This window comes from Streptomyces sp. NPDC005494, from assembly GCF_042872025.1.
In the GTDB taxonomy this organism is placed as follows: Bacteria; Actinomycetota; Actinomycetes; order Streptomycetales; family Streptomycetaceae; genus Streptomyces.
Map to the genome: position 1 here is coordinate 20,911 of NZ_JBIAJR010000014.1, position 22,699 is coordinate 43,609.

A 22,699-nucleotide genomic window follows, 5' to 3' on the forward strand; every position below is an offset into this window, starting at 1 on the left:
TCAGGCTCCTGTCACGAGGGTGTTGTTCACGAGGTCGAGGAACTCGCGGGGCGTCTTGCACCGGTCGGCGTCCACGGGCAGCGGGTGCCCGTAACGGTTCTCCAGCGCGGCGACGATCCCGAGCAGGCCGAGCGAGTCCAGGCCGTACTCGTCGAAGGCCGAGCCGGGGCTGCTCTCCATCTGCGACGGGTCGACGGAGACGCCGGCGCCGCTCTTCATCAGCGCGGCCAGTTCCTGGTAGGTCAGTTGAGCGGTCATGACGGATTACTCCTTCTCACAGCTGGGTGTCGGTGGGGCGCCGCAGCACGAGGGCCGAGTTCGAGCCCATCAGCCCGCGGCTCAGCACCAGCGCCGTCCGCAGTTCGGCGGGACGTGCGCGGCCGGTGACCACGTCCAGGTCGTGGCAGACCTCGAACACGTTGGGCGTGGGCGGGACGAGACCGTGCTCCATGGCGAGCGTCGCGGCGGCGGTGTCGAGCACGGGCGCTCCGCAGTAGGCCCGGCCGATGCCGGTCTTGGGTGCCGTCACCGGGACGCGCCGCCCGTGCGCGCCCAGGGCGTCGGCGATCGCCAGGGCTTCGGCCCGGTCCGCCGCGGGCACACCGAGCGCGTCCGCGAAGACGACGTCGATCTCCTCGGGCGCGCAGCCGGCCTCGCGCAGCGCGCCCTCGATCGCGTGGGCCAGCCCTTCGCGGGACTGCTCCCAGCGGGACGCCCCGGTGAAGGTGGCGGCGTGGCCGGCCAGTTCGGCCCGGATCTTGGCACCGCGCTCGCGGGCCTTCGCCTCCTCCTCCACCACGAGCATCCCGCCGCCCTCGGCCGGTACGAATCCACAGGCGTCGGAGGTGAACGGCCGATACGCGCGGGTCGGTTCGTCACAGAGGCTGAGGTCGTCGTAGCCGAGCTGGCAGACGACCGAGTAGGGCGCCAAGGGTGCTTCGGCGGCGCCGACGACGACGGCGTCGGTGCCGCGCCCGATGGAACGGGCGGCGTGCATGATCGCGTCCAGGCCGCCTGCCTCGTCGCTGGCCACGACGGCGCACGGTCCCTTGAAGCCGCCCCGGATCGAGATCTGCCCGGTGCTGGCCGCGTAGAACCAGGCGATGGACTGGTACGGGCCGACGAACTTGGAGCCCTGGCCCCACAGCCGTTGCAGCTCCCGCTGGCCGAACTCACCGCCGCCCGAGCCCGCCGCGGTCACCACGCCGACCTTGAAGGGCTCGCCCTCGTAGTCGGCGCGGCCGAGCCGTGCGTCGTCCAGGGCGAGATCCGCTGCCGCCATCGCGTAGTGCGTGAAGCGGTCGGTCTGGACGAGGTAGCGCTCCTCCACGGCCGCGACCGGGTCGAAGTCCCTGACCTCGCCGGCGACCCGCAGCGGGAGGTTCTCGCATCCCTCGCGGGAGACCCTGTCCAGGACGCTGACGCCCTCCTGGGTCTGCTTCCAGAAGGCGCCGGTGCCGCTCCCGTTCGGTGCGATGACGCCGATCCCCGTGATCACGGAGTTGCGGCGAGCCGGGGTTGCCGGAGTTTTCATGGTGTCCTCCCGCCTGATCGGGTCAGGGCCACGGCGGACTGGAAGCCGCCGAACCCGCTGCCGACCGAGAGCACGCTGCGCAGCTTGAGCGGCCGTGCGGTGCGCGGTACGTAGTCGAGGTCGCACTCGGGGTCGGCGGTCTCGTAGTTGGCCGTCGGGGGCACCGTCTGGTGCTCGAGCGCCAGGACGCACGCGGCGATCTCGATCGCCCCGATGGCACCCAGCGAGTGGCCGACCATGGACTTGATGGAGCTCATCGGGACCTTGCGCGCGTGTGCGCCCAGGGCCCGCTTCACCGCCGCCGTCTCGTGCCGGTCGTTCTGCTTGGTGCCCGAGCCGTGGGCGTTGACGTAGTCGACCTGCGAGCCGTCGAGCCGGGCGTGTGCGAGGGCGGTGTTGATGGCCTCGGCCATCTCCAGGCCCTCGCTGGTCAACCCGGTCATGTGGTAGGCGTTGCCGAAGGTGGCGTAGCCGGATATCTCGCAGTAGACGGTCGCACCGCGTGCTCGTGCGTGCTCCAGCTCCTCCAGTACGAGGACCGCTCCGCCCTCGCCCATGACGAAGCCGTCGCGGCGTGCGTCGAACGGCCGGGAGGCGTGCTCCGGGTCGTCGTTGTTCGCCGAGGTCGCCTTGATCGCGTCGAAGCAGGCGACGGTGATCGGGGTGATCGGGGTGTCGGAGGCTCCGGCGATGCAGACGTCGACCCGGCCCTCCTCGACGGACTGGAAGGCGTAGCCGACCGCGTCCAGACCCGAGGTGCAGCCGGTGGACACGGTCTGTACGGGGCCGTGCGCGCCGACCTCCTCCGCCACCGCCGAGGCCAGGGTGCTGGGCGAGAACGCCCGCTGGAGGTGGGCGCCCGCCGGCCGGTGGTCGACGTCCCAGCGCGCCCCACTGCCGCTGACGGCGACGTAGTCGTGTTCGAGGCGGGTGGTGCCTCCGACCGCGGTGCCGAGGGAGACCCCCACGCGCCAGGGGTCCTCCTTCTCCATGTCGAGCCCGGCGTCGCCGAGAGCTTCGCGGGCGGCGACCAGGGCGAACTGGACGTACCGGTCCGACCGCGCGATCAGATCGGCGTCCAGGCCGTGCGCCACGGGATCGAAGTCGCACTCCGCGGCGATGCGCGAACGGAAGGCCGCGGGGTCGAAGAGGGTGATGCCCCGGGTGGCGGTCCTGCCGTTGGCCAGCAGGTCCCAGAACGCAGGGGCTCCGATGCCACCGGGGGCGACCACGCCGACCCCGGTGACGGCCACACGTCGTGTCATGACGCCGCCCCCGTTCGTTCTGGCGGGGCGTAACCGTCGCTGGGGTCCGCGCTCTCCGTGACCTCGGTGTCCACGTGACCGAGTTCGGGACGCGGGGCGAGCGGGCCGAGATGGAAGACCATGCGCGCTTCCACGTCGCCCACGTTGCGGAAACGGTGGCGCACGTGCGGCGGGATCAGCAGCCCCTGGTCGGGCCGCATGGAAAACGTCTCGCCGTCCAGGTCCACTTCGAGGAGCCCGTCCACGACGTACACGAACTCCTCGGAGTACGGGTGGTAGTGCTCGCCGATTCGGTCACCGGGGTCGACGAGGGCCAGCCCCATGAAACCGCTGGTCGCACCCACCGCCGTGGGTGTGAGCAAGGCGCGCAGGTCGCCTCCGCGCCTGCGGTTGGGCTGAGTCTCGCTGAGGTCCACGATGCGAGGCCGGTGGGTGGTCATGGCTGGTCTCCTCCAGGCACGTTGTGCGGTGTGACGGCAGCGGGGGGTGGACCCCCCGCTGCCGGTGACGCGGGTCAGGCCTCGGCCGCCCGGCGATCGGTGATCAACTTCATCTCGGCCTGCGCGAGGAAGCGCGCGGCCTCCTTCTCGGTCGTGGGCAGACCGTTGGCTCCGCCGTCGAGCAGCCGGCCGAGCATGGCCGCCTTGCGGTCGCCACCGATGCCCAGTGCCTGCGAGGGCTGGGCGCCGAGCGGGCCGCTCACCTCGAGGAGCCGCACCACGACGTCGTCCCGCTGGAAGATGGTGCTGCTCTCGATGGGGCTCGTGGAGTCGTCCGCCGCCTCCTCGTCCTCGCCGGCGAGCAGGCGGGCCAGCGCCATCCCGCAGCCTTCCTTGGCCTGGTAGAACAGCGCGTGCCGCTGCACGTCGGCGGATGCGTGACGGCCGGCCGTCACGTGGTGGACGGTCGGGAGCGCCGCGCGGGTGAAGAACATCCGGGCGGAGTCCGGATCGCTGAGGTCGCGGTCCTGCTCCAGGTACGGGTTGATGGCCTCCTCGACGGCCCGGACCTCGGGCTGACGGGAGACGTGGCGCAGGGCCGCCATGAGATCGCCCTCGACCTCGACCGCCCGCACGACACGGTTGCCGTGCATGAAGAGCGAGGTGCGGCGCAGTCGGGTGTTCTCGTCGACGCGGGCCTGGGGGGAGTCGTAGTCGGCGAGGATCTTCGCGACCATCTCCTCCGTGCCCGGCTTCACCGTGAAGGTCAGCGCGTGACGCACGACGCCGTCTCCCAGGCGCGGCGCGGCCTGCAGATTGCGCTTGGCGGGCTCAGGGCTGCTCTCGAACGCCGCCCCGGTCTCCCGCAGGACGCTGAAGCGCAGGGAACGCGTGTCACGGACGCAGCTGTGCAACGGCTGCACCGTGGCGACGTGCTCCTCGCTGTTCACCCAGGCGAGGAAGGGCGGTGCGCTCTCCCACTCGCTGGTGATGAGCCACTGCGAGGGGTTCTCGATGGACTGGCACAGCTGGTCGCTGATGTGTCCGGGGATCGAGGCCACCTGGTTGCGCATGTGCTCGTACGCCTCGAGGAACTGGTTCTGGGCGCCGTCGTGCAGGTCGAGCAGCAGTATGACGCGGAGCCTCGAACCGTCGAAGGCCGACTGAGATATACGTTCCGAAAGGGTGGTCGTCATCGTTGGCTCTCCTTCGATACGGTGCGGCGGCCACGTCCGGTGGCCTCGTCATCCGTCGGTTTCGGTGGAAGCGGCGCATGTCCCTGCCCGCTGACGCGTGACGTCCTCCCCCTCATCACGACGAGCATCGCTCCCGCGACTGATCGTGGAACGCTGGTACGGGTGGCGCGAGATTTATGAACCGTTCAGGTGAGGACCCGTCCGATGCCCTGCCGAAGGCCCCGTCGCAGGGCATGAACACTGCATCCCTCATGCCTCCGAGCTGGAGCAGCTGATGAACGAGAACGTCGACCTCCGTGTACCGGTCCTCATCGTGGGCGGGTCCCTGGTGGGCCTGTCCACCTCCCTTTTCCTGAGCCGGCTCGGCGTCCGCCACCTGCTGGTGGAGAAACACAGCAGCACGTCGACCCACCCGCGCGGGCGCGGCAACAACGTCCGCACCATGGAGCTGTTCCGTACCGCGGGTGCGGAGCAGCTGATCAGGGACGCCGCATCCGTGCTGGCGGACAACCACGGCATCCTGCAGGCGGGTTCACTCACCGGAGACGACCAGGAGTGGCTGTTCAAGGAGATCGACCCGGGCGGCGGCCTCGCCCGGTTCAGTCCGAGCGGCTGGTGCCTGTGCAGCCAGAACGACCTGGAACCGGTCCTGGTGACACATGCCCGTTCCCTGGGGAGCGAGCTTCGGTTCTCCACCGAGATGATGAGCTTCGAGCAGGACGAGGACGGCGTCACCGCCGTCGTGAAGGACCGGGAGACGGGCAGGCACACCACGGTGCGGGCGGACTACCTCGTCGCCGCCGACGGCCCCCGGAGCCCGGTCCGGGAGCAGCTGGGTATCGGCCAGACGGGTCCCGGCGACCTCTTCCACAACGTGAGCATCACGTTCCGCTCACGGAAGCTCGCCACGGTGGTGGGCGACCGGCGTTTCATCGTCTGCTATCTGACCGCCCCCGAGGCGGACGGGGCGCTGCTCCCGGTGGACAACGTGGAGCGGTGGGTCTTCCACGCCCCGTGGCAGCCGGACCGGGGCGAGACCCTGGAGGACTTCACCGACGAGCGGTGCGCGGAGCACATCCGGCGGGCGGTCGGAGCGCCGGACCTGGACGTCGAGATCACGGGCAAGGCCCCGTGGCACGCGGCCGAGCGGGTCGCCGAGCGCTACGCGTCGGGCCGGGTCTTCCTGGCCGGTGACTCGGCGCACGAGATGTCCCCGACAGGCGCGTTCGGCTCCAACACCGGCATCCAGGACGCCCACAACCTGGCGTGGAAACTGGCCGCCGTGCTGGAGGAGGCGGCGGGCCCCGGACTCCTCGACACGTACGAGGCCGAGCGGCTGCCCGTGGCCAAGGCCACGAGCGCACGCGCGTCGGCCCGCTCGGGAGAGCACAGCCACCCCGGGTACGCCGGCTCGCCCGGCCCGGGCGGCGGGCGCAAGGGCGGCATGCTCACGGTCGCGCTCGGCTACCGCTATGCGCGCGGCGCGGTCCTGGACGTGGACCCGGCTCTCCCGGTGGTGCCCGAGGGCATGGGCCTGACGGGCGAACCCGGTACGCGGGCACCGCACCTGTGGCTCGGCCGCGACGGAGAGCGGGTGTCCACCCTCGATCTCTACGAGCGGTCCTTCGTGCTGCTCTGCGACGCCCGCTTCCCGGACTGGCGTGAGGCCGCCCGGCAGGTGTCGAAGCGTCTGGCGGTCCGGCTGGACGCCTTCGGGATCGGTTCCGGGCCGGAGGCGGATCTCCGGTCCGAGGAGGGCGTCGACTGGGCCGCCGCGCACGGGACGTCCGCCGAGGGCGCCGTGCTCGTGCGCCCCGACGGGTTCGTCGCCTGGCGTTCGGAGGGCGCGGCCGCCGACCCCGAAGGCACCCTGTACGAGGTCATGACGACGCTGCTTCACCGGGTCTGACCCGCGTCGGATGACCGGCCGCCGCGCGCGGCCGGTCATCCGGTGCCTGGTCATCCGATGCCGAACGACCTGAGTGCGGCGAGGAACTCATCGGGGTTCTCGTCGTGCACGAGGTGGCCGGCGTCGACGGAGACGAACCGCGCTCCGGGGATCTGTTCAGCCATCCACGCCAGTTGCTCCTGGTCGATGTGGCTGCGGACGCCTCCGACGACGAGTGTGGGGGCGGTGATCTTGCCCAGGTCCTCCCTCGCGGCCGGGTCCGGGGCGTTCAGCTGGGCGTCGGTGGAAGGAACCACGTGCCAGTCGAAGCCGAGCGCTCCCGGCGGCCGCACGGCCGGCGGTCGGGGCGGGTCCAGGGGGAGCAGCAACGGGGCGTCCTCGACGACCAGTGCCCCGGTCAGTGCCGGGTCCCGCTCGGCGAGCAGGACGGCGGCGACACCTCCCATGGAGTGCCCGATCACGGTGGCGCCTGCGAGGTTGCGGGCTTCCAGGAACGCGTGCAGGTCGTCGCGGAAGAGCTCGAAGGAGTAGCGGCCGGGCCAGTCGCTGAGGCCGTGGCCGCGGAAGTCGAGGGCGTACACCCGGTGGCGGGTCGCGAGCGCTTCGGCGATGCCGGTCCAGTCCAGACTGCTGCCGCTCCGGCCGTGGGCGAGGACGACGGGAGGGGCTGTGGGCTCGCCCCAGGTGCGGTACGCGAGCCTGATTCCGCCTGCCTGCACACTGCTGACCCCGGGGTCGAGGAAGGCGGTGACGGTGCGGACGAAGGCGCCCGGGTCGTCCATCCAGGGAAAGTGGCCCGCGCCCCGCTGGACGGCGAACTCCCCGTGGGGGAACAGCGCCGCGAGTTCCGCCGCGCGGTCAGGGGTCGGCCCTCCGTCGTACTCCCCCGCGAGGACCAGCACGGGCGCCCGCAGCTCCCGCAGCGCGGCGAGCACGGGACCGGGGTCGATCCCGCTCTCCGGGTAGTGGTGCGAGGCCGCCACCGCGTTCTTCTGCCGGGGCGATTCGGCGGCGTGCGCCTGGGCCGCGGCGTCCCATCTCCCGTAGGTGAGCGGCCTGATCGCGGCCCAGGTCTCGGGGGTGGCGTGTCCGGCCTGTATCTCTGCCAGTGCGGCTGCCGCCTCGGGGTACCAGGGTTCATGGGCGCGCAGCGCGGCGGCGTCACGCCGGTCCTGGTCGGTGGCGGGGAGCCCCAGGGTGCCGGTGGCGGGGGTGACGAGGGTGAGGGAGCGCACGCGCTGCGGGTACCGGGCTGCGTAGAGCGCGGCCAGTTCGCCGGAGGCGGAGTGTCCCAGCAGGTCGGCCTGGTCCAGACCGAGGTGCGCGCGCAGCGCCTCGACGTCCTCGACGAGCCGGTCGATGCGATAGGTCGACGTGTCCTCAGGTGTCGCCGAGTCCCCCGTGCCCCGCAGGTCCAGGAGGACGAGCTGTCGTGCACGGGAGAGCCCGCCGAGATCCGCGAGGTAACGAGATGCCCGCATGGGGCCGCCGGGCAGGCAGATCAGCGGTTCGCCCTCGCCCTGGAGGTGGTAGGCGAGCTGAGTCCCGTCGTACGTGCTGAAGATCGGCATGACTGCCATCCAAGCAGGGCCGGACGCGCCGTGCGGGAACGTCCGCCGAAGGAGAATCAGCCGGCCGGCGTGCCGGCCAGCAGCTGAGCCGCGGCCCGCCCGGCCTGCCGCGCGGGCTCGGGCGATCCGGAGACGGCCGCGGTGACGATCGCGCCCTCGGCCAGGAGCACGTAGGCGGCGGCGGACTCCTCCGGCCGTCCGGCGGCCACGACCAAGCCGGTGACGTAGGAACGGAAGGCTTCCTTGTGTGCCCGCGCGATTTCGGCGACCGACGGGTCGGTCGCACCGAGTTCACCGAATCCGTTGACGAAGGCACAGCCGCGGAAGTCCGGTTCGGAGAACCAGGCGTGGAGCCAGTCGAAGACGGCGAGCACGCGGTCCTGCGGGTCGGGGCGGCTGTCGACGTAGGTGGCCAGCCCGGCACGCCACCGGGTGTCCCGGGCTTCCAGGCAGGCCCGGACGAGCTCGGACTTGGAGGGGAAGAGCCCGTACAGGCGCTTGAGCGACACGCCCGAGGCGGCACGGATCTCGTCCATGCCGACGGCCTGGATGCCGCGTGCGTAGAACAGGTTCTCAGCGGCTTCCCGTACCGCGGCCCGCGCCTGTGCGAGTTCCACCGTTGCTCCCCCCTCGGTGCCCGCGTCATCGACCCGCGCGAGCGATGCGTGCTTCCCGCCCTTGTCGTCGTTCCTGTTTGATGCCCCGACCCTTGCGGGAGAACGAGCGTTCTCATACAGTACGGCAGCAACGCGGAGAACGCACGTTCTCCCTTGGCAGGCTGGAGACCGTCATGACCGGACAGCCCCTCGTCCCGCCGTTCACGCACGCCACCGCGGTCGCGAAGGTGCGTCGCGCCGAGGACGGCTGGAACAGCCGGGATCCCGAGAAGGTCGCACTCGCCTACACACCGGACTCGCGCTGGCGCAACCGCTCCGAGTGGGTGACCGGCCGGGAGGAGATCGTGGCGTTCCTGACACGCAAGTGGGCCGGCGAGCTCGATTACCGCCTCATCAAGGAGCTGTGGGCGTACACGGACGACCGGATCGCGGTGCGCTTCGCCTACGAGTGGCACGACGGGGCCGGCAACTGGTTCCGCTCCCACGGCAACGAGAACTGGGAATTCGACGACAGCGGACTGACGCGGACCCGGCACGCGTCGATCAACGACGTGCCGATCGAGGAGTCCGCGCGGCGTTACCGCTGGCCGCTCGGGCGCCGGCCGGACGGTCACCCCGGACTCGGCGAGCTGGGCTTCTGACAGGGAGTTTTCCACAGGCCGCAGATCACCCCTTGCCAGGACGCCCCGTCTCCTGAATTACTGACCGGAGCAGGCGACCGAATGGTCGGTCGTCGATCGGCGAGGGGATGATCCGTATGACGGCGCTGCTGGACGCCGGCGAGCGGCTCGGCCGCGACGAGCTCGAGACGCTGCAGCTGGAGCGGCTCCGAGCCACATTGCGGCACGCCTACGACCACGTCGATTTCTACCGGGCGGCGTTCGACAGAGCGGGCGTGCGGCCCGAGGACTGCAGCACGCTCGCCGACCTTGCCCGCTTTCCGTTCACCGTCAAGTCGGACCTGCGGGACAACTACCCGTTCGGGATGTTCGCGGTGCCGGAGGACGAGGTCCGGAGAATCCACGCGTCCAGCGGCACGACCGGCCGCCCCACGGTGGTCGGGTACACCGAGCGCGATCTGGACACCTGGGCGGACGTCGTCGCCCGCTCGATCAGAGCAGCGGGCGGCCGCCCTGGGCACAAGGCCCACGTGGCCTACGGATACGGTCTGTTCACCGGTGGTCTGGGAGCGCACTACGGTGCGGAACGCCTCGGGTGTACGGTCATCCCCGCGTCAGGTGGCATGACCGCACGCCAGGTGCAGCTGATCCAGGACTTCCGCCCCGAGATCATCATGATCACGCCTTCCTACATGCTGACCCTGCTGGACGAGTTCGAGCGCCAGGGCGTGGACCCCCGCACGACCTCGCTGAAGGTGGGCATCTTCGGCGCCGAGCCGTGGACCGAGGAGATGCGCCGGGAGATCGAGGAACGCTTCGCCATCGACGCCGTCGACATATACGGGCTGTCGGAGGTGATGGGGCCCGGCGTGGCGCAGGAGTGCGTCGAGACCAAGGACGGGCTGCACATCTGGGAGGACCACTTCTACCCGGAAGTCGTCGATCCGTTCACCGGTGAGGTTCTCCCGGACGGGGAGGAGGGCGAGCTGGTGTTCACCTCCCTGACGAAGGAGGCCATGCCGGTGATCCGCTACCGGACCCGGGACCTGACGCGCCTGCTGCCGGGTACGGCACGGGTGTTCCGCCGGATGGAGAAGGTCACCGGCCGCAGCGACGACATGGTGATCCTGCGCGGGGTGAATCTCTTTCCGACCCAGATCGAGGAGATCGTGCTGCGCACACCGGGCGTGGCCCCGCACTTCCAGCTGCGACTGACGCGGCAGGGCCGCATGGACGCGCTGACCGTGCGGGCGGAGGCCCGCTCGGGTGCCACGTCCGCCGAGCGGGCGGCTGCCGCCCTGTCGATCGCGGCAGCCGTGAAGGACGGAGTGGGTGTGAGCGTCGGGGTCGAGATCGTCGATCCGGAGTCCCTGGAGCGCTCCGTGGGCAAGATCAAGCGGATCGTCGATCTGCGGGAGACCACCTGACCCTCGGGACGACGACCGCGGCGCAGCGGGATGACCTGCGATGCCTGCGTTCCCTGCGCGGACTCCGGCTCGGGCGCCGCGTCAGGCTCGCCGGAGGACGGGTGACAGGCTCAGCGCGAGGAGGTGAGGGAAGCGAAGACGACGACGTTGTCCTGGTATCCGGACTTCTTCGTGTAATCACCCCCACAGGTGATCACTCGCAGTTCGGGCCTGGTGGAAGGGCCGTACACCTTCTGGTCGGGGAAGTTCTTCTTGCTGTAGACCTCGATGGCGTACACCGTGAACACTGCGGTGCGCTGATCGGCCCGGTCCACCTCGATGGTGGAGCCCTTGCGCAGCGCACCCAGCTTGTGGAAGACACCTGGCCCGACCCGGGTGTCCACGTGGCCGGTTGCGACGGCGGTGCCCACCGCTCCCGGCACGGTTCCGCCGGCGTACCAGCCGGCGAGCACGGGGTTGTTGTCGGGAGGTGGCTCCAGGGCGCCCGCCTCGTCGAGGCCGAGCTCCATCAGGGGCGCGTTCACCGTGATGGACGGGATCCGCAGCCGGAGGGGGGTCGCCGGCGGGAGCGGCTGTACGGCAGGGCGCGACGCTGTCGCGGTACCGCGTGGGGCCGGGCCCGGGGTGGATGCGGCGCCGGGCTCCGTGGTCCGCGAAGGGTTCACGGGCGGGGGCAGCAGGGGGGCGGGGCGAACGTAACGCGGAGGAAGGAGGGCGGGCGGGGCGGTGGCAGGGCGCATGTAGGAGGGTGCTGCGGGTGCGGGGCGCTCCGGGGCCAGGTAGGCCGGCACACGGACAGCCGACGGGGTGGGTCCGGGGCGGCGGACGGTGGACGGAGCCGCCGCGAAGTCAGCGGGCGGCGCGGGGGCCGTGACGGTACGGGCGGCAGGCGGCTGCGGTGGGCTGTTGTCACGCAGCCCGGTGACCACCAGCACGGTGCCCACGACAAAGGCCCAGACGAGGTGCTTGACCGCCGGGAACGACTGAGGTGACGGGGTGCTGGTCCTGCGCCCGGTTCGCATCGCGTGTGCCTCTGCTTCGCATCGGGTTGCTTTCGCATGGGGTCGGTTTCGCATCGGGTGAGCCAGATCCCTCGGGGTCGGGATGCGCGAGCCCCGGGACGTACAGGGCCACGGGACGCGCAGGACCCGGGACGCGTGAGCCCTGAGACGTACAGGCCAGGGGCCACGCAGGACCCGGGACGCGCGAGCCCTGGGACGCGCAGGCTTGCGGCGCTCCGGGGCGTGTGGCCCCAGACAGTTCGGCGCTTCCGGGGCGTCTGGCTCCCAGGGAGTGCGGCGCTTCCGGGGCGTGTGGCGCCTCCGGGGCTCAGCGGAACGGGTCGCGGCGGACAGCCGTTCCGCTGCGCTCGGCGGCGTACGGATCAACCGTGGGCTGCGGCCGTCCTGCGGCGCATCCTGACCACTCCCCCGGCCACGGCGCCGGCGAGCAGTACGCTGCCGACGGCGAGCTGGGTGCTCCCACCGGAAGGGGCTCCGAAACCGGCGTCGACGGCGCCGGTGGGCGCGCGGTCGACGATCCGGTACGTTTCCGTGATCTTGATCCGCGGCGGGCACTTCAAGGTGACGGTGTCGACGTCGGCCTCGGTGTCCTTCGGGATCTCGAACACGCCGACGAGTTCGCCCTTGTGGTCGCCCTCGAAGAGGTGGAAGGCTCCCGCCACCTCGGACGTGCCTTTGCCGTAGGTCTCCTTGCCGCAGGCTCTCGTCCTGACGGTGATCTGTGTCCCCGGCGACGCCTTCGCCGGGCTGATCCGGGCGGTCTGTTCACCGGAAGGGCCGGCCGCGGCTCCTGCGGCCGGAGCCGCGAGCGCCAGGAAGCCTACGGCCAGACAGATACCCGCACCGATGCGTGTGTTGCGCATGATGATCCTCCAACGGGAGCAGGGTCCGGCCGGTCTGCGCGGCACCTCTGCTGTACTCCACTCCCGAGGCAACCGACACCCCGTCACCGGCGCAACATGAGGTGGCGCCCCGCTCGTCACCCGGCCGGTCCCGGGGTTCGGCCTTCCGGCGATCATTTGCGCAGGTCACCGGAGAGCGGACCGAACCCGAGGAGGAATCGCACCGGGACCGCGAACGGGCTAAGCCGTCGGCGCTCGCCTTACGCCCTCCGGGGAACGGCCCCCGGCCCGCACCCCGTCCCGAGACGTGACGAACTCAGGGCTTGCGGGCTTGCTGAGGGGCCGGGCCGCCGAAGCCGCCGACCGTCCGCGCCGGTCCAGGAGGGCTCAGGGGAACGGGGGCAACACGCCGAAGGCGTGCCGTCCTGCTCGGAGTTCCGCGCCGGCGACAGCGCTTCCCGCCCTCCGTGAAGTAAGTGTCGGGCGCTCACCCAAGGCACGCCGTGACCAGGGCATGCCCGGCACGGCGTGCCCTGGTCACGTTCTCCGCTCGGCAACGGGTCACGGGCGGTCGAGGCGATGTGTGGCCCGTGGGCAGACGGACGGTCACGGCCGGAACGCGACCGAACGCAGACGGACGGCCACGCGCGGCGGTGGTCAGGAGTACGTGTCCCGAAGCTCCCTCTTGAGGATCTTCCCACTGGCGTTGCGCGGCAGTTCGCCGACGAACAGGACCTTCTTCGGGGCCTTGAAGTGGGCGAGCTTCTCGCGGGCGTGCTCGATCAGTTCGGTCTCCGACGCCTCGCCCCGGAGCACCACGATCGCGGTCACCGCCTCGATCCAGCGCTCGTCGGGCAGCCCCACGACGGCAGCCTCGGCCACCGACGGATGGGTGTAGAGGGCATCCTCCACCTGCCGTGAGGCGACGAGAACGCCTCCCGAGTTGATGACGTCCTTCACCCGGTCGACCACCGTGAAGTAGCCGTCGGCGTCGCGTACCGCCAGGTCGCCGGAGTGGAACCAGCCGTCGCGGAACGCCTCTGCCGTCTCTTCGGGCTTGTCCCAGTAGCCCTGGCAGAGCTGAGGAGAGCGGTAGACCACCTCGCCCGCCGTACCGTCGGGCACCTCCTTGCCGTGCTCGTCCACCACCTTCGCCTCGACGAAGAGCACAGGGCGCCCGCAGGAGTCCATCCTCCCCTCGTGCTCGTCGGGACCGAGCACGGTGGCGAGCGGACCGATCTCGCTCTGGCCGAAGCAGTTGTAGAAGGCCAGTGCCGGCAGCCGCTCGCGCAGGCGCTCCAGCACGGGCACGGGCATGATCGACGCGCCGTAGTACGCCTTGCGGAGGGCACCGAGCTGACGGGTGGCGAACTCCGGGTGGTTGGCGAGTCCGATCCAGACCGTGGGAGGCGCGAAGAGGCTGTCCGCCTGACCGGCCTCGACCAGGTCGAAGATCCGGCCGGGGTCCGGGGCGTCGAGGATGGTGTTCTCGGCTCCCACCGCGAGGTACGGCAGCAGGAACACGTGCATCTGCGCGGAGTGGTAGAGCGGCAGCGAGTGCACCGGCCGGTCCGAGGCGCGCAGGTCGAGTGCGGTGATGGCGCTGACGTATTCGTGCACCAGCGCACCGTGCGTCATCATCGCGCCCTTGGGCTGGGCCGTGGTGCCGGAGGTGTAGAGGAGCTGGACAAGGTCCTCCGCCCCCGGTTCGCGCTCGGGGGTGAAGGAACGAGGGGTTTCCAGTTCCGCGAGGAGGGAGTCCGGTGCGTCGCGCAGCGCTCGGACCGCGTGGCCGTCAGGGATGCGCGGAGCGAGGGCGGGGTCGGTGAGAACCAGTGCGCTGCCGGACTGCCGGAGGATGTAGTCGAGGTCCTCACCGGTCAGGTTCTGATTGACCGGCACATGGACGAGTCCCGCACGCGCGCAGGCCAGATAGGCGATCAGGTACGCATCCGAGTTGTGGGCGTAGGAGGCCACGCGGTCGCCGGGACGCAGCCCGTGCGTGCTGGTCAGGACGGCGGCCGCGGTGCTGACCGCGGTGTCAAGGGCGGAGTAGGTCCAGGACCGCTCCGCGTACCGCACGGCGGTGCGCCCGGGGGTGCGCCGGGCGCTGCGCGCCACGACGCCGTCTACTGTGCTGCTGCGTACACCTGTCATGGCGTGATCCTGTGCGGCCTCGAGTCCGAGGTCAAGAGCCCGCGATCACGGTGTCACCCCGCAGCCGGCCTCCGGCTGCCCCCTCCACCTGCTCCTGAGGCGCCGACGCGACGGCCTCCCACCCAGCGCCTTTACTGACGGGCCGTCAAATTCTTTGTCACACCGAGGACCCACGGGAAGGCGGAGGCGACAGTATTCTCCCCTTCGGCAAGAAGTTTCATCACCGTACGAGATTTCGAAAGTTACTTTCACGGGCACGCTCGGAGTGCTTTCGAAGTGAGGGGAAGGGGTTCCGGATGGCCGGGGACGTGTCGGACCGGGGAATGAGCCGCCGGAGGCTGGGCGGCGGGATACTGGCACTGGGCGGAGGTCTCACCCTCGCCCAGATCCCCTTCGCGGGGGCAGCGGGAGCGGCGGCCGGCGCCGGGCCGGCCGCGGATCCGGGCGGCGGATCCCCGGACACACCATCGGGAACCGGGACGGGCATGGGATCAGCACGGCGCCGACCGACACTGCGCCGAGGTTCGGCCGCGCGGGCGGGTCTGCTGCCGGACGAGCTCGACCAGCTGGTCGCCGAAGCGGAGAAGTTCCTGACCGACTCCCCCAAGCACCCCTGGTACGCGGGCGCGGTGCTGCTCGCCGGCCGCGGGGGGACCGTGGCCCTGCACCGGCCGATCGGCCGGGCGGTGCGTTACGCGGCGTACGACGAGAAGACCGACACCGGAGTGGAGTTCCCGCCGGACCAGCAGATCGCCATGGCCGAGGACACGGTCTTCGACCTGGCGTCGGTGTCCAAGCTGTTCACCTCGATCCTGGCCGTGCAGCAGATCGAGCGGGGCACGCTGGAGCTGAAGGCCCGCGTCGCCTCGTACCTCCCCGACTTCGCGGGCGGGGGCAAGCAGGACGTCACGGTCCGCCAGCTGCTCACCCACACTTCGGGTTTCCGGTCCTGGATCCCGCTCTACAAGGAGCCGACCCGCGAGGGGAAACTGCGCCTGCTCTGGAACGAGGTCCTGGCCTCCGCCCCCGGCTCCACGTACCTCTACTCCGACCTCAACCTGATCTCACTGCAACTGATCCTGGAACAGATCACCGGACGCACCCAGGACGTCCTGCTCCGCGAGGAGATCACCGATCCGCTCGGGATGCACCGCACCCTCTACAACCCGCCCGCCTCGTGGAAGCCCAGGATCGCGGCGACCGAGGATGCCCGGCTCCCGTGGTCCGGGCTGGAGCGTGGTCTGGTATGGGGTGAGGTCCACGACGAGAACGCGTACAGCCTGGGCGGGGTCGCCGGGCACGCCGGCGTCTTCTCGTGCGCCTGGGATCTCGCGGTACTGGCCCGCACACTGCTCAACGGTGGCACCTACGGCAGGGCCCGGATCCTGTCCGAGGAGTCGGTGGAGCTGCTGTTCACGGACTTCAACACCTCGTTCCCCGGCGACGAGCACGGGCTGGGCTTCGAGCTCTACCAGCACTGGTACATGGGCGCGATGGCGACCCCGCGCACGGCCGGCCACACGGGTTTCACGGGCACGAGTCTGGTCCTGGATCCGACGACGGATTCCTTCCTGATCGTGCTGGGCAACTCCGTCCACCCTGTGCGCAGCTGGCGTTCGGGCAGCGCGCCGCGTGTCGCGACCGCCAACCGGATGGCCCGCGCGGTGCCGGTCCGTCCGTCCCAGGGCGGCACCGCATGGTTCTCCGGCATGACCGGTGCGGCGTCCGCCACACTCACTCTGCCCGCCCTGCGCCCCTCCTCCTCGCACCCGGCGCTGAGCTGCGCCCTCTGGTGGGACACCGAGCCGGTCTCGGACGCCCTGTTCCTGGAGATCTCGGCCGACGCCGGGGGGACGTGGCAGCCCGTACCGTTCACCACCGTGGCGACGGAGGGTGAGCGGCCCCGGGAGTCCCGGCCGCACCCGGAAGGCTCGGTCTCCGGCTGGTCCGGACGCGTATGGCATCGCCTGGACGCGGACCTCAGCGGCCGCGGGGGCACGGAGGTGCGGCTGCGCTGGCGGTACACGACCGACCAGTTGTACGTCGGGCGCGGGGTGTACGTGGACGGCATCCGGGTGAAGGACGGGGACGTCACGCTCTTCGACGGGAACCGGCCCCGCGACGCGGGCCGCGTCGAGGCGACGGGATGGACCCGCTCCGCGAACTGACCCGGTCGGACGGCGGCCCGTCACGCACGTCGATGAGGCCGCTGCCGGACGGATACGGTGACGTCGCGGCCACCACAGCGGTGGCCGCGAAGCCGGTCGGCGCCGCGGCGTGACGGCCCCGGACCGGGCTGCGGCCGCCCCTGCTCCGGCGCCCGGAGGAACGCGGCCGGGGAGCTCACGGCATCCCGCCCCGACGGGCCGGTCAATTCGGTGGATACCTCGGCCGCGGAGGTCTACGGTGTCGAGTTCAAGATCCATACGTTCAGAACGAGGTGCATTGATGACGGTCCGGGCAACGGCGGTCGACTCCGGTCGGCTCCCCTCCGAAGACGACATGACCTCATCGAACGTAAGGAACACCTCTCGTGGATCTTCCACGCATCTTCACCGTCCGCGAAAGTAGCCACCGCATCCACAACCCGTTCACTGCGGAAAAGCTCGCCGCCCTGGGACAGGCGCTGCATCTGGCGCCCGGGACGCGTGTGCTCGATCTCGCCAGCGGGTCGGGCGAGATGTTGTGCACCTGGGCTCGTGACCACGGGGTCACGGGGACCGGCGTGGACATCAGCACGGTGTTCACCGACGGGGCCCGAGCGCGCGCAGCCGAACTCGGTGTCGCCGATCGGGTCACCTTCGTACACGACGACGCCTCGGGTTACGTCGCGGACGAACCGGTCGATCTCGCCGCGTGCGTCGGCGCCACCTGGATCGGAGGCGGCGTGTCCGGCACGGCCGAACTGCTGGGCAGGAGTCTCCGCCCCGGCGGGCTGATGCTGATCGGCGAGCCGTACTGGCGCCGGGATGTGCCGGACGAGGAGACCGCCGTGGCGTGCCACGCCGGCAGCAAGGACGACTTCCTGCTGTTGCCGGAGCTGATCGAGCAGTTCGGCGACCTCGGGTACGACGTCGTGGAAATGGTGCTGGCATCCCAGGACAGCTGGGACCGGTATCAGGCGGCACAGTGGCTCAACCTCCGCCGTTGGCTCGACGCCAACCCCGGTGACGAGCTGGCCGCCGAGGTACGGGCCGAACTCACGACCGAGCCTGCCCGCTACACGCGGTACCAGCGTGAGTACCTCGGCTGGGGGGTCTTCGCGCTGATGGCCCGCTGACGGTCCGACCAGCGCGGGTCCGGGCGGCGTGCTGCCCGGACCCGCGCTCTCGCATGTTCCTGACCACGGGACCCCGCCGCCTCTGCGGGACGAGCGCACCGCGCTGCTCCCGGGCCGGGCCGTCGAGCTCGGGTGAGTAGTCGGGTGGGCAGTGAGCAGGCGGCGGCATGCCGGTCCCTCTCGTCCGTGACCTAGGCGTCGTGGGCCGGTCGCCATCCAACAGTTGTCTGGGCCGGGCTCCGGAACGCATGGGCCGACGTCTCCCGGCGTGCCATTCACCGATGCCCGAAACTTTTGTCAGTAGCTATGAATGTGTTTCGTAACGCCCGAAGATAATCATCGAAGTCTCGGACATGTCAGCCCGGTCACCTGCAGGGGCATTCCATCTACGCAGGTGCAGTCGCCAACTCCACTCACATGAGCGGGAGTTCGCTCGGAAATATTTCGGAAATGCAGCGTTGACGTGACTTCCCGTCAAGCGCATACTCTCCCTCGCTCCCCTTGTTCCACAGCCCTTCCACGCGTGGGCGGCGCATCCGCCGGATGTGCCGCCCACGGCTGCACAGCACCTCGAACGGTCCGAATCCCCCAGTCCGGGCTCCCCTGTTCGACCGCCCGGCAACCGGAAGAAGAGGCTGGAATACGTGATGGCCCAGATACCACCAGGCGGCGCCCCCGCCCGTACGCAACTGCCGGCCCGCGCCAGACGGGCGCTGTCCTTCGTCACGGCGGGTGTCCTCGCCGCAGCCGGGGTAGTCGCGCTCGCCGGCAACGCGGAGGCCGTCGGTGCACTCGGCGACGCGGCAGCGGCCAAGGGCCGCTACTTCGGCACGGCGGTGGCGGCCAACCACCTCGGTGAAGCGGCGTACGCCTCCACGCTGAACGCCCAGTTCGACTCGGTCGCCCCCGAGAACGAGATGAAGTGGGACGCGCTCGAGAGCACCCGCAACTCGTTCAACTTCACAGCGGCGGACCAGATCGTCGGTCACGCGCAGAGCAAGGGGATGAAGGTCAGGGGTCACACGCTCGTATGGCACTCCCAGCTTCCCGGCTGGGTGAGCGGCCTGGGCGCCACCGACCTCCGCTCGGCGATGACCAACCACATCACCCAGGTGATGACGCACTACAAGGGCAAGATCCACTCCTGGGACGTGGTGAACGAGGCGTTCCAGGACGGCAGCAGCGGCGCCCGGCGCAGCTCGCCCTTCCAGGACAAGCTGGGCAACGGCTTCATCGAGGAGGCCTTCCGCACCGCCCGTACGGTCGATGCCGACGCGAAGCTCTGCTACAACGACTACAACACCGACGGCCAGAACGCGAAGAGCAACGCGGTCTACGACATGGTGAAGGACTTCAAGCAGCGCGGCGTCCCGATCGACTGCGTCGGCTTCCAGTCGCACTTCAACAGCAACTCGCCGGTCCCCTCCGACTTCCAGGCCAATCTGCAGCGCTTCGCCGATCTCGGTGTCGACGTGCAGATCACCGAGCTGGACATCGAGGGCTCGGGTTCGGCCCAGGCCACGAACTACACCAAGGTGGTCAACGCCTGCCTGGCGGTCACCGGCTGCAAGGGCCTCACCGTCTGGGGTGTCACGGACAAGTACTCGTGGCGCAGCAGCGGCACGCCGCTGCTCTTCGACGGCGACTACAACAAGAAGCCGGCCTACGACGCGGTGCTCGCCGCACTCGGCGGGTCGAGCGGAGGCGGCGACGGCGGCGGTGACGGCGGCGGCACCGGCGCCTGCACGGCGACGTACACCCGGACGGCGTCCTGGAGCGGCGGGTACAACGGGGAAGTGACCATCAAGGCCGGCGGGTCGGGCATCACCACCTGGGCGGTTCCGGTGACCATCCCGTCGTCCCAGACGGTCTCCGCCGTCTGGAACGGCACACCCACGACCTCGGGTGGCGTGATGACGGTGAAGCCCACCTGGAACGGGACCCTGGCGGCCGGTGCGTCGACCAGCTTCGGGTTCACCGTGACGACCAACGGCAGTACCGCGGCGCCCGTCGTCGGCGCCTGCACCGCCTCCTGACGGAGCGGCCATCCGGCCGGAACGGGGCGCGGCGAAGCCCGCACTCGACCCGTCCCGTTCCTCTGCTCCGCTCCGTCCGGTCGCCGACCGGACGGGGCGGAGCGCTGTCCGGCCGACGTCGGCCCGGACTCAGCCGACGGCGGGACGTCCGGCTCCCGTCGAGGCGAGCGCCGGGGCGGAGGCCCTCCGGCCCTTCGCGGGCGGCTGCCCCGTGACGGGTGCCGCCTCCGGGGCGGACGCCGTCGATTCGCGTACCACCAGGCGGGGTCTGATCAGCAGCGACCGGCCGGCCGCGGGTGCCGAGTCGATGCGCGCCCGCAGTTGCTGGAAGGTCTCGGCCGCCATCTCGGGCAGCGGCTGGCGGACCGTGGTGAGGGGCGGCTCGAAGAGGTCGGCGAGCAGGATGTCGTCGAAGCCGACCACCGAGACGTCCCGGCCCGCGCTGCGCCCCGCGTCCTTGGCCCCGCGGCAGATCCCGATCGCGCACATGTCGTTGATCGCGACGAAGCCGGTGGGCGGGTCCGGCCGCGACAGGAGCTCCCTGGCCGCGTTCCTGCCCAGCTCCGCCGCGTCCTTGTCCCCGAACTCGGTGGTGTCCGCGCCCGGCCAGACGATCGCGTCCGCCGGGTCGAGCCCGGCCGCCTCCAGGGCCGAACGGAACCCGCGCAGACGCTCACGGCGGTTGACGCTGCTGACCGATCCGGAGACGAACGCCAGCTTGCGGTGGCCCAGTTCGACCAGATGACGGGTGGCGAGCTCGGCGCCCATCGCGTTGTCCACACTGATGCTTGCCAGTGACGCCGGGTCCCCGGCCTGCGCGGTCCGGTCGAAGGCCACCATCTTCAGCCCCCGGCTGAGCAGCGGCGCCATGTGGTCGAGTGAGGGCAGCGAGGAGCACAGCACCACGCCGCTCACCCCGTCGGCCAGCAGTTCCTCGCCGTACTTGAGTTCACGGGCGGGATCACGCTCGCTGTTGCAGAGCAGTACGTGGTAGCCCTCCGCCAGAGCGATGGCTTCCAGCTCCCGGGCGAGCGCCCCCCAGAAGGGGTTGGCGACCGACGGGACGATCAGGCCGATGACCTTGATCCGCCCGGTACGGAGCATGCGGGCGGCCCGGTTGGGCCGGTAGTTGAGCTGCTCGATCGCATGCTCCACGCGCGCCAGGGTGGCCGCCTGCATACGGTCGGTGCGCCCGTTGAGGACGTTGGAGACCGTGCTCGCGGAGACGCCTGCGGCCTCCGCGACCTGATGGATCGTTACCCCGCTCATGCCACCTCCGGTTCGGAACGCACTGCCGAAGTTAGTGTACCGATTTACTGAACGCGCTCCACCGGTACACCCGTTAACGTCCCAGAAAAATATTGTGCACCAGCTGTTGACGTTGCTCTCGGCGCGTTCCTAGCATCAGTGCATCGATTTACCAGCACTTCCCAGCCATGGCTGGGATGCCCCAGCTGGATCGATCCACCGACTCCACCTCAAGAGGGGTGTCCCATGGAACTCAACAGACGGTCCGTGCTCGCTGCCATCGGTGCAGGCACTGCCGCGGCTGCTCTCGCCGGTTGTGGCGGCGGCGCCTCGTCCGCCGGCTCGGCCGACGGCCCCGCCGAGGGCGAGATCACGCTGCTCACCCCGATCTACGAAGGTGCGAACGGCAAGACGCTGTTGGAGCAGAAGATCCTCGGCGGGTTCCGGAAGAAGTATCCGGACGTCAAGGTGAACGTGGACTACACCACGTATGCGCAGCTCAACGAGAAGATCACCACCGGTCTCGCGGGCGGGCTGCTGCCGGACGTACTCATGATGGGTGTCGGCTGGATCCCACCGTTCGCCGCCAAGGGGGCGATCGCCGAGCTGCCGGAGAAGTTCGCCTCGGCGCACGACTACGAGGAGCGGGTGCTGGAGCCCTCGCGCTACGAGGGCAAGCTCTACGCCCTGCCCGTCGTCCTCGACACCCGCATCGTCGTCTACCGCAAGGACCACTTCGCCGAGGCGGGGATCAGGAAGACACCCGCCAACTGGGCCGAACTGCGGGCCGTCGCGAAGCAGCTGACCGGCGGCGGGCGCATCGGCTTCGACCCGTTCTCCATCGATTTGCGCCAGTGCTGGGAGACCTTCCTGTTCGCCAACGGCGGCCAGCTGTTCAGCGCGGACGGCAAGAAGGTGCTGTTCACCGACGCCCGTGGGGTCGAGGCCCTGCAGTTCTTCAAGGACCTGGTCAAGGACGGTTCGGCGGACTACGCCAGGAAGACGGACGCGGGCGCCCCGTCCAACGTCCAGACGGGCAAGGCGTCGATGATGATGTCGACCAGTGCCCTGTGGGTGCAGACGAAGGACCAGAACCCCGATCTCATCGAGGACGACAAGCTCGGCGCGTTCGTCCTGGCCAACCGCAGGCCGGCCATGCTCCAGGGCGGCACGCTCGTCACGCAGTCCGCGCGCTCCAAGCACCCGGGGGCGGCACGCGCGCTGGTCGAGTACCTCGCTACGCCCGAGTCGATCCTCGGCGCGGCGGAGCAGCGCGGTTCGGTGCCCGGTCTGCGGGACCTGAACGACAGCGGATACGTCAAGGAGAACCAGTTCGTCGATCTCTCCCTGCGGAATTTGCAGCACGCCGTCTCCGAGGGCGGCACCGCGGCCTGGATGGAGATCCGCGAAAAGATCAAGCCGACGCTGGAGCCCGCCGTCGTGGGCGGCCAGTCCGCGAAGGAAGCCATCGCGGAGCTCGGCCGTCTCGCCGAGGCCGCCATCGGCCGGATGTGAGGGCACGTCACCATGGGAGC

19 protein-coding genes are annotated in these 22,699 nt (G+C 70.4%); 8 read left to right on the top strand and 11 right to left on the bottom strand.

Annotated features, from left to right (window positions below):
- From ACFYQ6_RS31715 to ACFYQ6_RS31735, 5 genes are all read right to left on the bottom strand, one after another.
- Positions 1-258: an acyl carrier protein gene (locus ACFYQ6_RS31715; RefSeq protein WP_361581959.1), complete on the bottom strand. Its 258-nt coding sequence runs from the start codon at positions 256-258 to the stop codon at positions 1-3.
- Between the two features lie 16 nt (positions 259-274).
- Positions 275-1,534, bottom strand: a complete 1,260-nt coding sequence (locus tag ACFYQ6_RS31720) for a ketosynthase chain-length factor (RefSeq protein ID WP_361581961.1) — start codon at positions 1,532-1,534, stop codon at positions 275-277.
- On the bottom strand, positions 1,531-2,799 hold the full coding sequence (locus ACFYQ6_RS31725; RefSeq protein WP_361581964.1) for a beta-ketoacyl-[acyl-carrier-protein] synthase family protein: 1,269 nt from the start codon (positions 2,797-2,799) through the stop codon (positions 1,531-1,533). Before ACFYQ6_RS31725 ends, ACFYQ6_RS31720 begins: the two co-directional genes overlap by 4 nt.
- Positions 2,796-3,239, bottom strand: coding sequence for a cupin domain-containing protein (locus ACFYQ6_RS31730; protein WP_361581967.1), 444 nt, complete (start codon positions 3,237-3,239; stop codon positions 2,796-2,798). The genes ACFYQ6_RS31725 and ACFYQ6_RS31730 overlap by 4 nt, the downstream gene beginning before the upstream one ends.
- Before the next feature lie 74 nt (positions 3,240-3,313).
- Positions 3,314-4,435 carry a TcmI family type II polyketide cyclase gene (locus tag ACFYQ6_RS31735; RefSeq protein WP_361581970.1) on the bottom strand — a complete coding sequence of 374 codons (1,122 nt, stop codon included), beginning with the start codon at positions 4,433-4,435 and terminating at the stop codon, positions 3,314-3,316.
- A gap of 274 nt (positions 4,436-4,709) precedes the next feature.
- Here ACFYQ6_RS31735 and ACFYQ6_RS31740 point away from each other — a divergent pair, with 274 nt between their 5' ends.
- The gene (locus ACFYQ6_RS31740; protein WP_361581973.1) at positions 4,710-6,344 is read left to right on the top strand and encodes an FAD-dependent monooxygenase; all 1,635 of its coding nucleotides are present in this window, start codon (positions 4,710-4,712) and stop codon (positions 6,342-6,344) included.
- 50 nt (positions 6,345-6,394) lie between these two features.
- Here ACFYQ6_RS31740 and ACFYQ6_RS31745 read toward each other — a convergent pair whose 3' ends face one another.
- Both ACFYQ6_RS31745 and ACFYQ6_RS31750 read right to left on the bottom strand, forming a co-directional pair.
- Entirely contained in the window at positions 6,395-7,915 is a 1,521-nt protein-coding gene (locus ACFYQ6_RS31745) for an alpha/beta hydrolase (protein WP_361581975.1), read from the bottom strand.
- Between the two features lie 56 nt (positions 7,916-7,971).
- Positions 7,972-8,532, bottom strand: coding sequence for a TetR/AcrR family transcriptional regulator (locus ACFYQ6_RS31750; protein WP_361581978.1), 561 nt, complete (start codon positions 8,530-8,532; stop codon positions 7,972-7,974).
- Between the two features lie 173 nt (positions 8,533-8,705).
- Between ACFYQ6_RS31750 and ACFYQ6_RS31755 the strand changes: the two genes are divergently transcribed.
- The gene (locus ACFYQ6_RS31755) at positions 8,706-9,173 is read left to right on the top strand and encodes a DUF1348 family protein (RefSeq protein ID WP_388766291.1); all 468 of its coding nucleotides are present in this window, start codon (positions 8,706-8,708) and stop codon (positions 9,171-9,173) included.
- 116 nt (positions 9,174-9,289) lie between these two features.
- A complete protein-coding gene (gene paaK / locus ACFYQ6_RS31760) occupies positions 9,290-10,579 on the top strand; it encodes a phenylacetate--CoA ligase PaaK (RefSeq protein WP_388766293.1) in 1,290 nt (429 codons plus the stop codon).
- A gap of 110 nt (positions 10,580-10,689) precedes the next feature.
- Here paaK and ACFYQ6_RS31765 read toward each other — a convergent pair whose 3' ends face one another.
- The 3 genes from ACFYQ6_RS31765 to ACFYQ6_RS31775 all read right to left on the bottom strand — a co-directional run bounded on the left by ACFYQ6_RS31765 (position 10,690) and on the right by ACFYQ6_RS31775 (position 14,600).
- Positions 10,690-11,655 carry a class F sortase gene (locus ACFYQ6_RS31765; protein WP_388766295.1) on the bottom strand — a complete coding sequence of 322 codons (966 nt, stop codon included), beginning with the start codon at positions 11,653-11,655 and terminating at the stop codon, positions 10,690-10,692.
- A gap of 308 nt (positions 11,656-11,963) precedes the next feature.
- On the bottom strand, positions 11,964-12,464 hold the full coding sequence (locus tag ACFYQ6_RS31770) for a sortase (RefSeq protein WP_361581987.1): 501 nt from the start codon (positions 12,462-12,464) through the stop codon (positions 11,964-11,966).
- 636 nt (positions 12,465-13,100) lie between these two features.
- Positions 13,101-14,600: an acyl-CoA synthetase gene (locus ACFYQ6_RS31775; protein ID WP_361581990.1), complete on the bottom strand. Its 1,500-nt coding sequence runs from the start codon at positions 14,598-14,600 to the stop codon at positions 13,101-13,103.
- Positions 14,601-14,896: 296 nt separating this feature from the next.
- Here ACFYQ6_RS31775 and ACFYQ6_RS31780 point away from each other — a divergent pair, with 296 nt between their 5' ends.
- The 4 genes from ACFYQ6_RS31780 (at position 14,897) to ACFYQ6_RS31795 (ending at position 19,916) form a co-directional block, all read left to right on the top strand.
- On the top strand, positions 14,897-16,768 hold the full coding sequence (locus tag ACFYQ6_RS31780; RefSeq protein ID WP_388766298.1) for a serine hydrolase: 1,872 nt from the start codon (positions 14,897-14,899) through the stop codon (positions 16,766-16,768).
- On the top strand, positions 16,747-16,881 hold the full coding sequence (locus ACFYQ6_RS31785; protein ID WP_361581996.1) for a hypothetical protein: 135 nt from the start codon (positions 16,747-16,749) through the stop codon (positions 16,879-16,881). The genes ACFYQ6_RS31780 and ACFYQ6_RS31785 overlap by 22 nt, the downstream gene beginning before the upstream one ends.
- A 252-nt stretch (positions 16,882-17,133) precedes the next feature.
- Entirely contained in the window at positions 17,134-17,880 is a 747-nt protein-coding gene (locus tag ACFYQ6_RS31790) for a class I SAM-dependent methyltransferase (RefSeq protein ID WP_361581999.1), read from the top strand.
- Positions 17,881-18,527: 647 nt separating this feature from the next.
- Entirely contained in the window at positions 18,528-19,916 is a 1,389-nt protein-coding gene (locus ACFYQ6_RS31795) for an endo-1,4-beta-xylanase (RefSeq protein WP_388766301.1), read from the top strand.
- Between the two features lie 129 nt (positions 19,917-20,045).
- On the opposite strand, the gene ACFYQ6_RS31800 is transcribed toward ACFYQ6_RS31795, so the two are convergent.
- Positions 20,046-21,185 carry a LacI family DNA-binding transcriptional regulator gene (locus ACFYQ6_RS31800; RefSeq protein ID WP_388766303.1) on the bottom strand — a complete coding sequence of 380 codons (1,140 nt, stop codon included), beginning with the start codon at positions 21,183-21,185 and terminating at the stop codon, positions 20,046-20,048.
- 225 nt (positions 21,186-21,410) lie between these two features.
- On the opposite strand from ACFYQ6_RS31800, the gene ACFYQ6_RS31805 reads away from it, so the two are divergent.
- Positions 21,411-22,679 carry an ABC transporter substrate-binding protein gene (locus ACFYQ6_RS31805; protein ID WP_388766305.1) on the top strand — a complete coding sequence of 423 codons (1,269 nt, stop codon included), beginning with the start codon at positions 21,411-21,413 and terminating at the stop codon, positions 22,677-22,679.
- Positions 22,680-22,699: the final 20 nt, after the last annotated feature.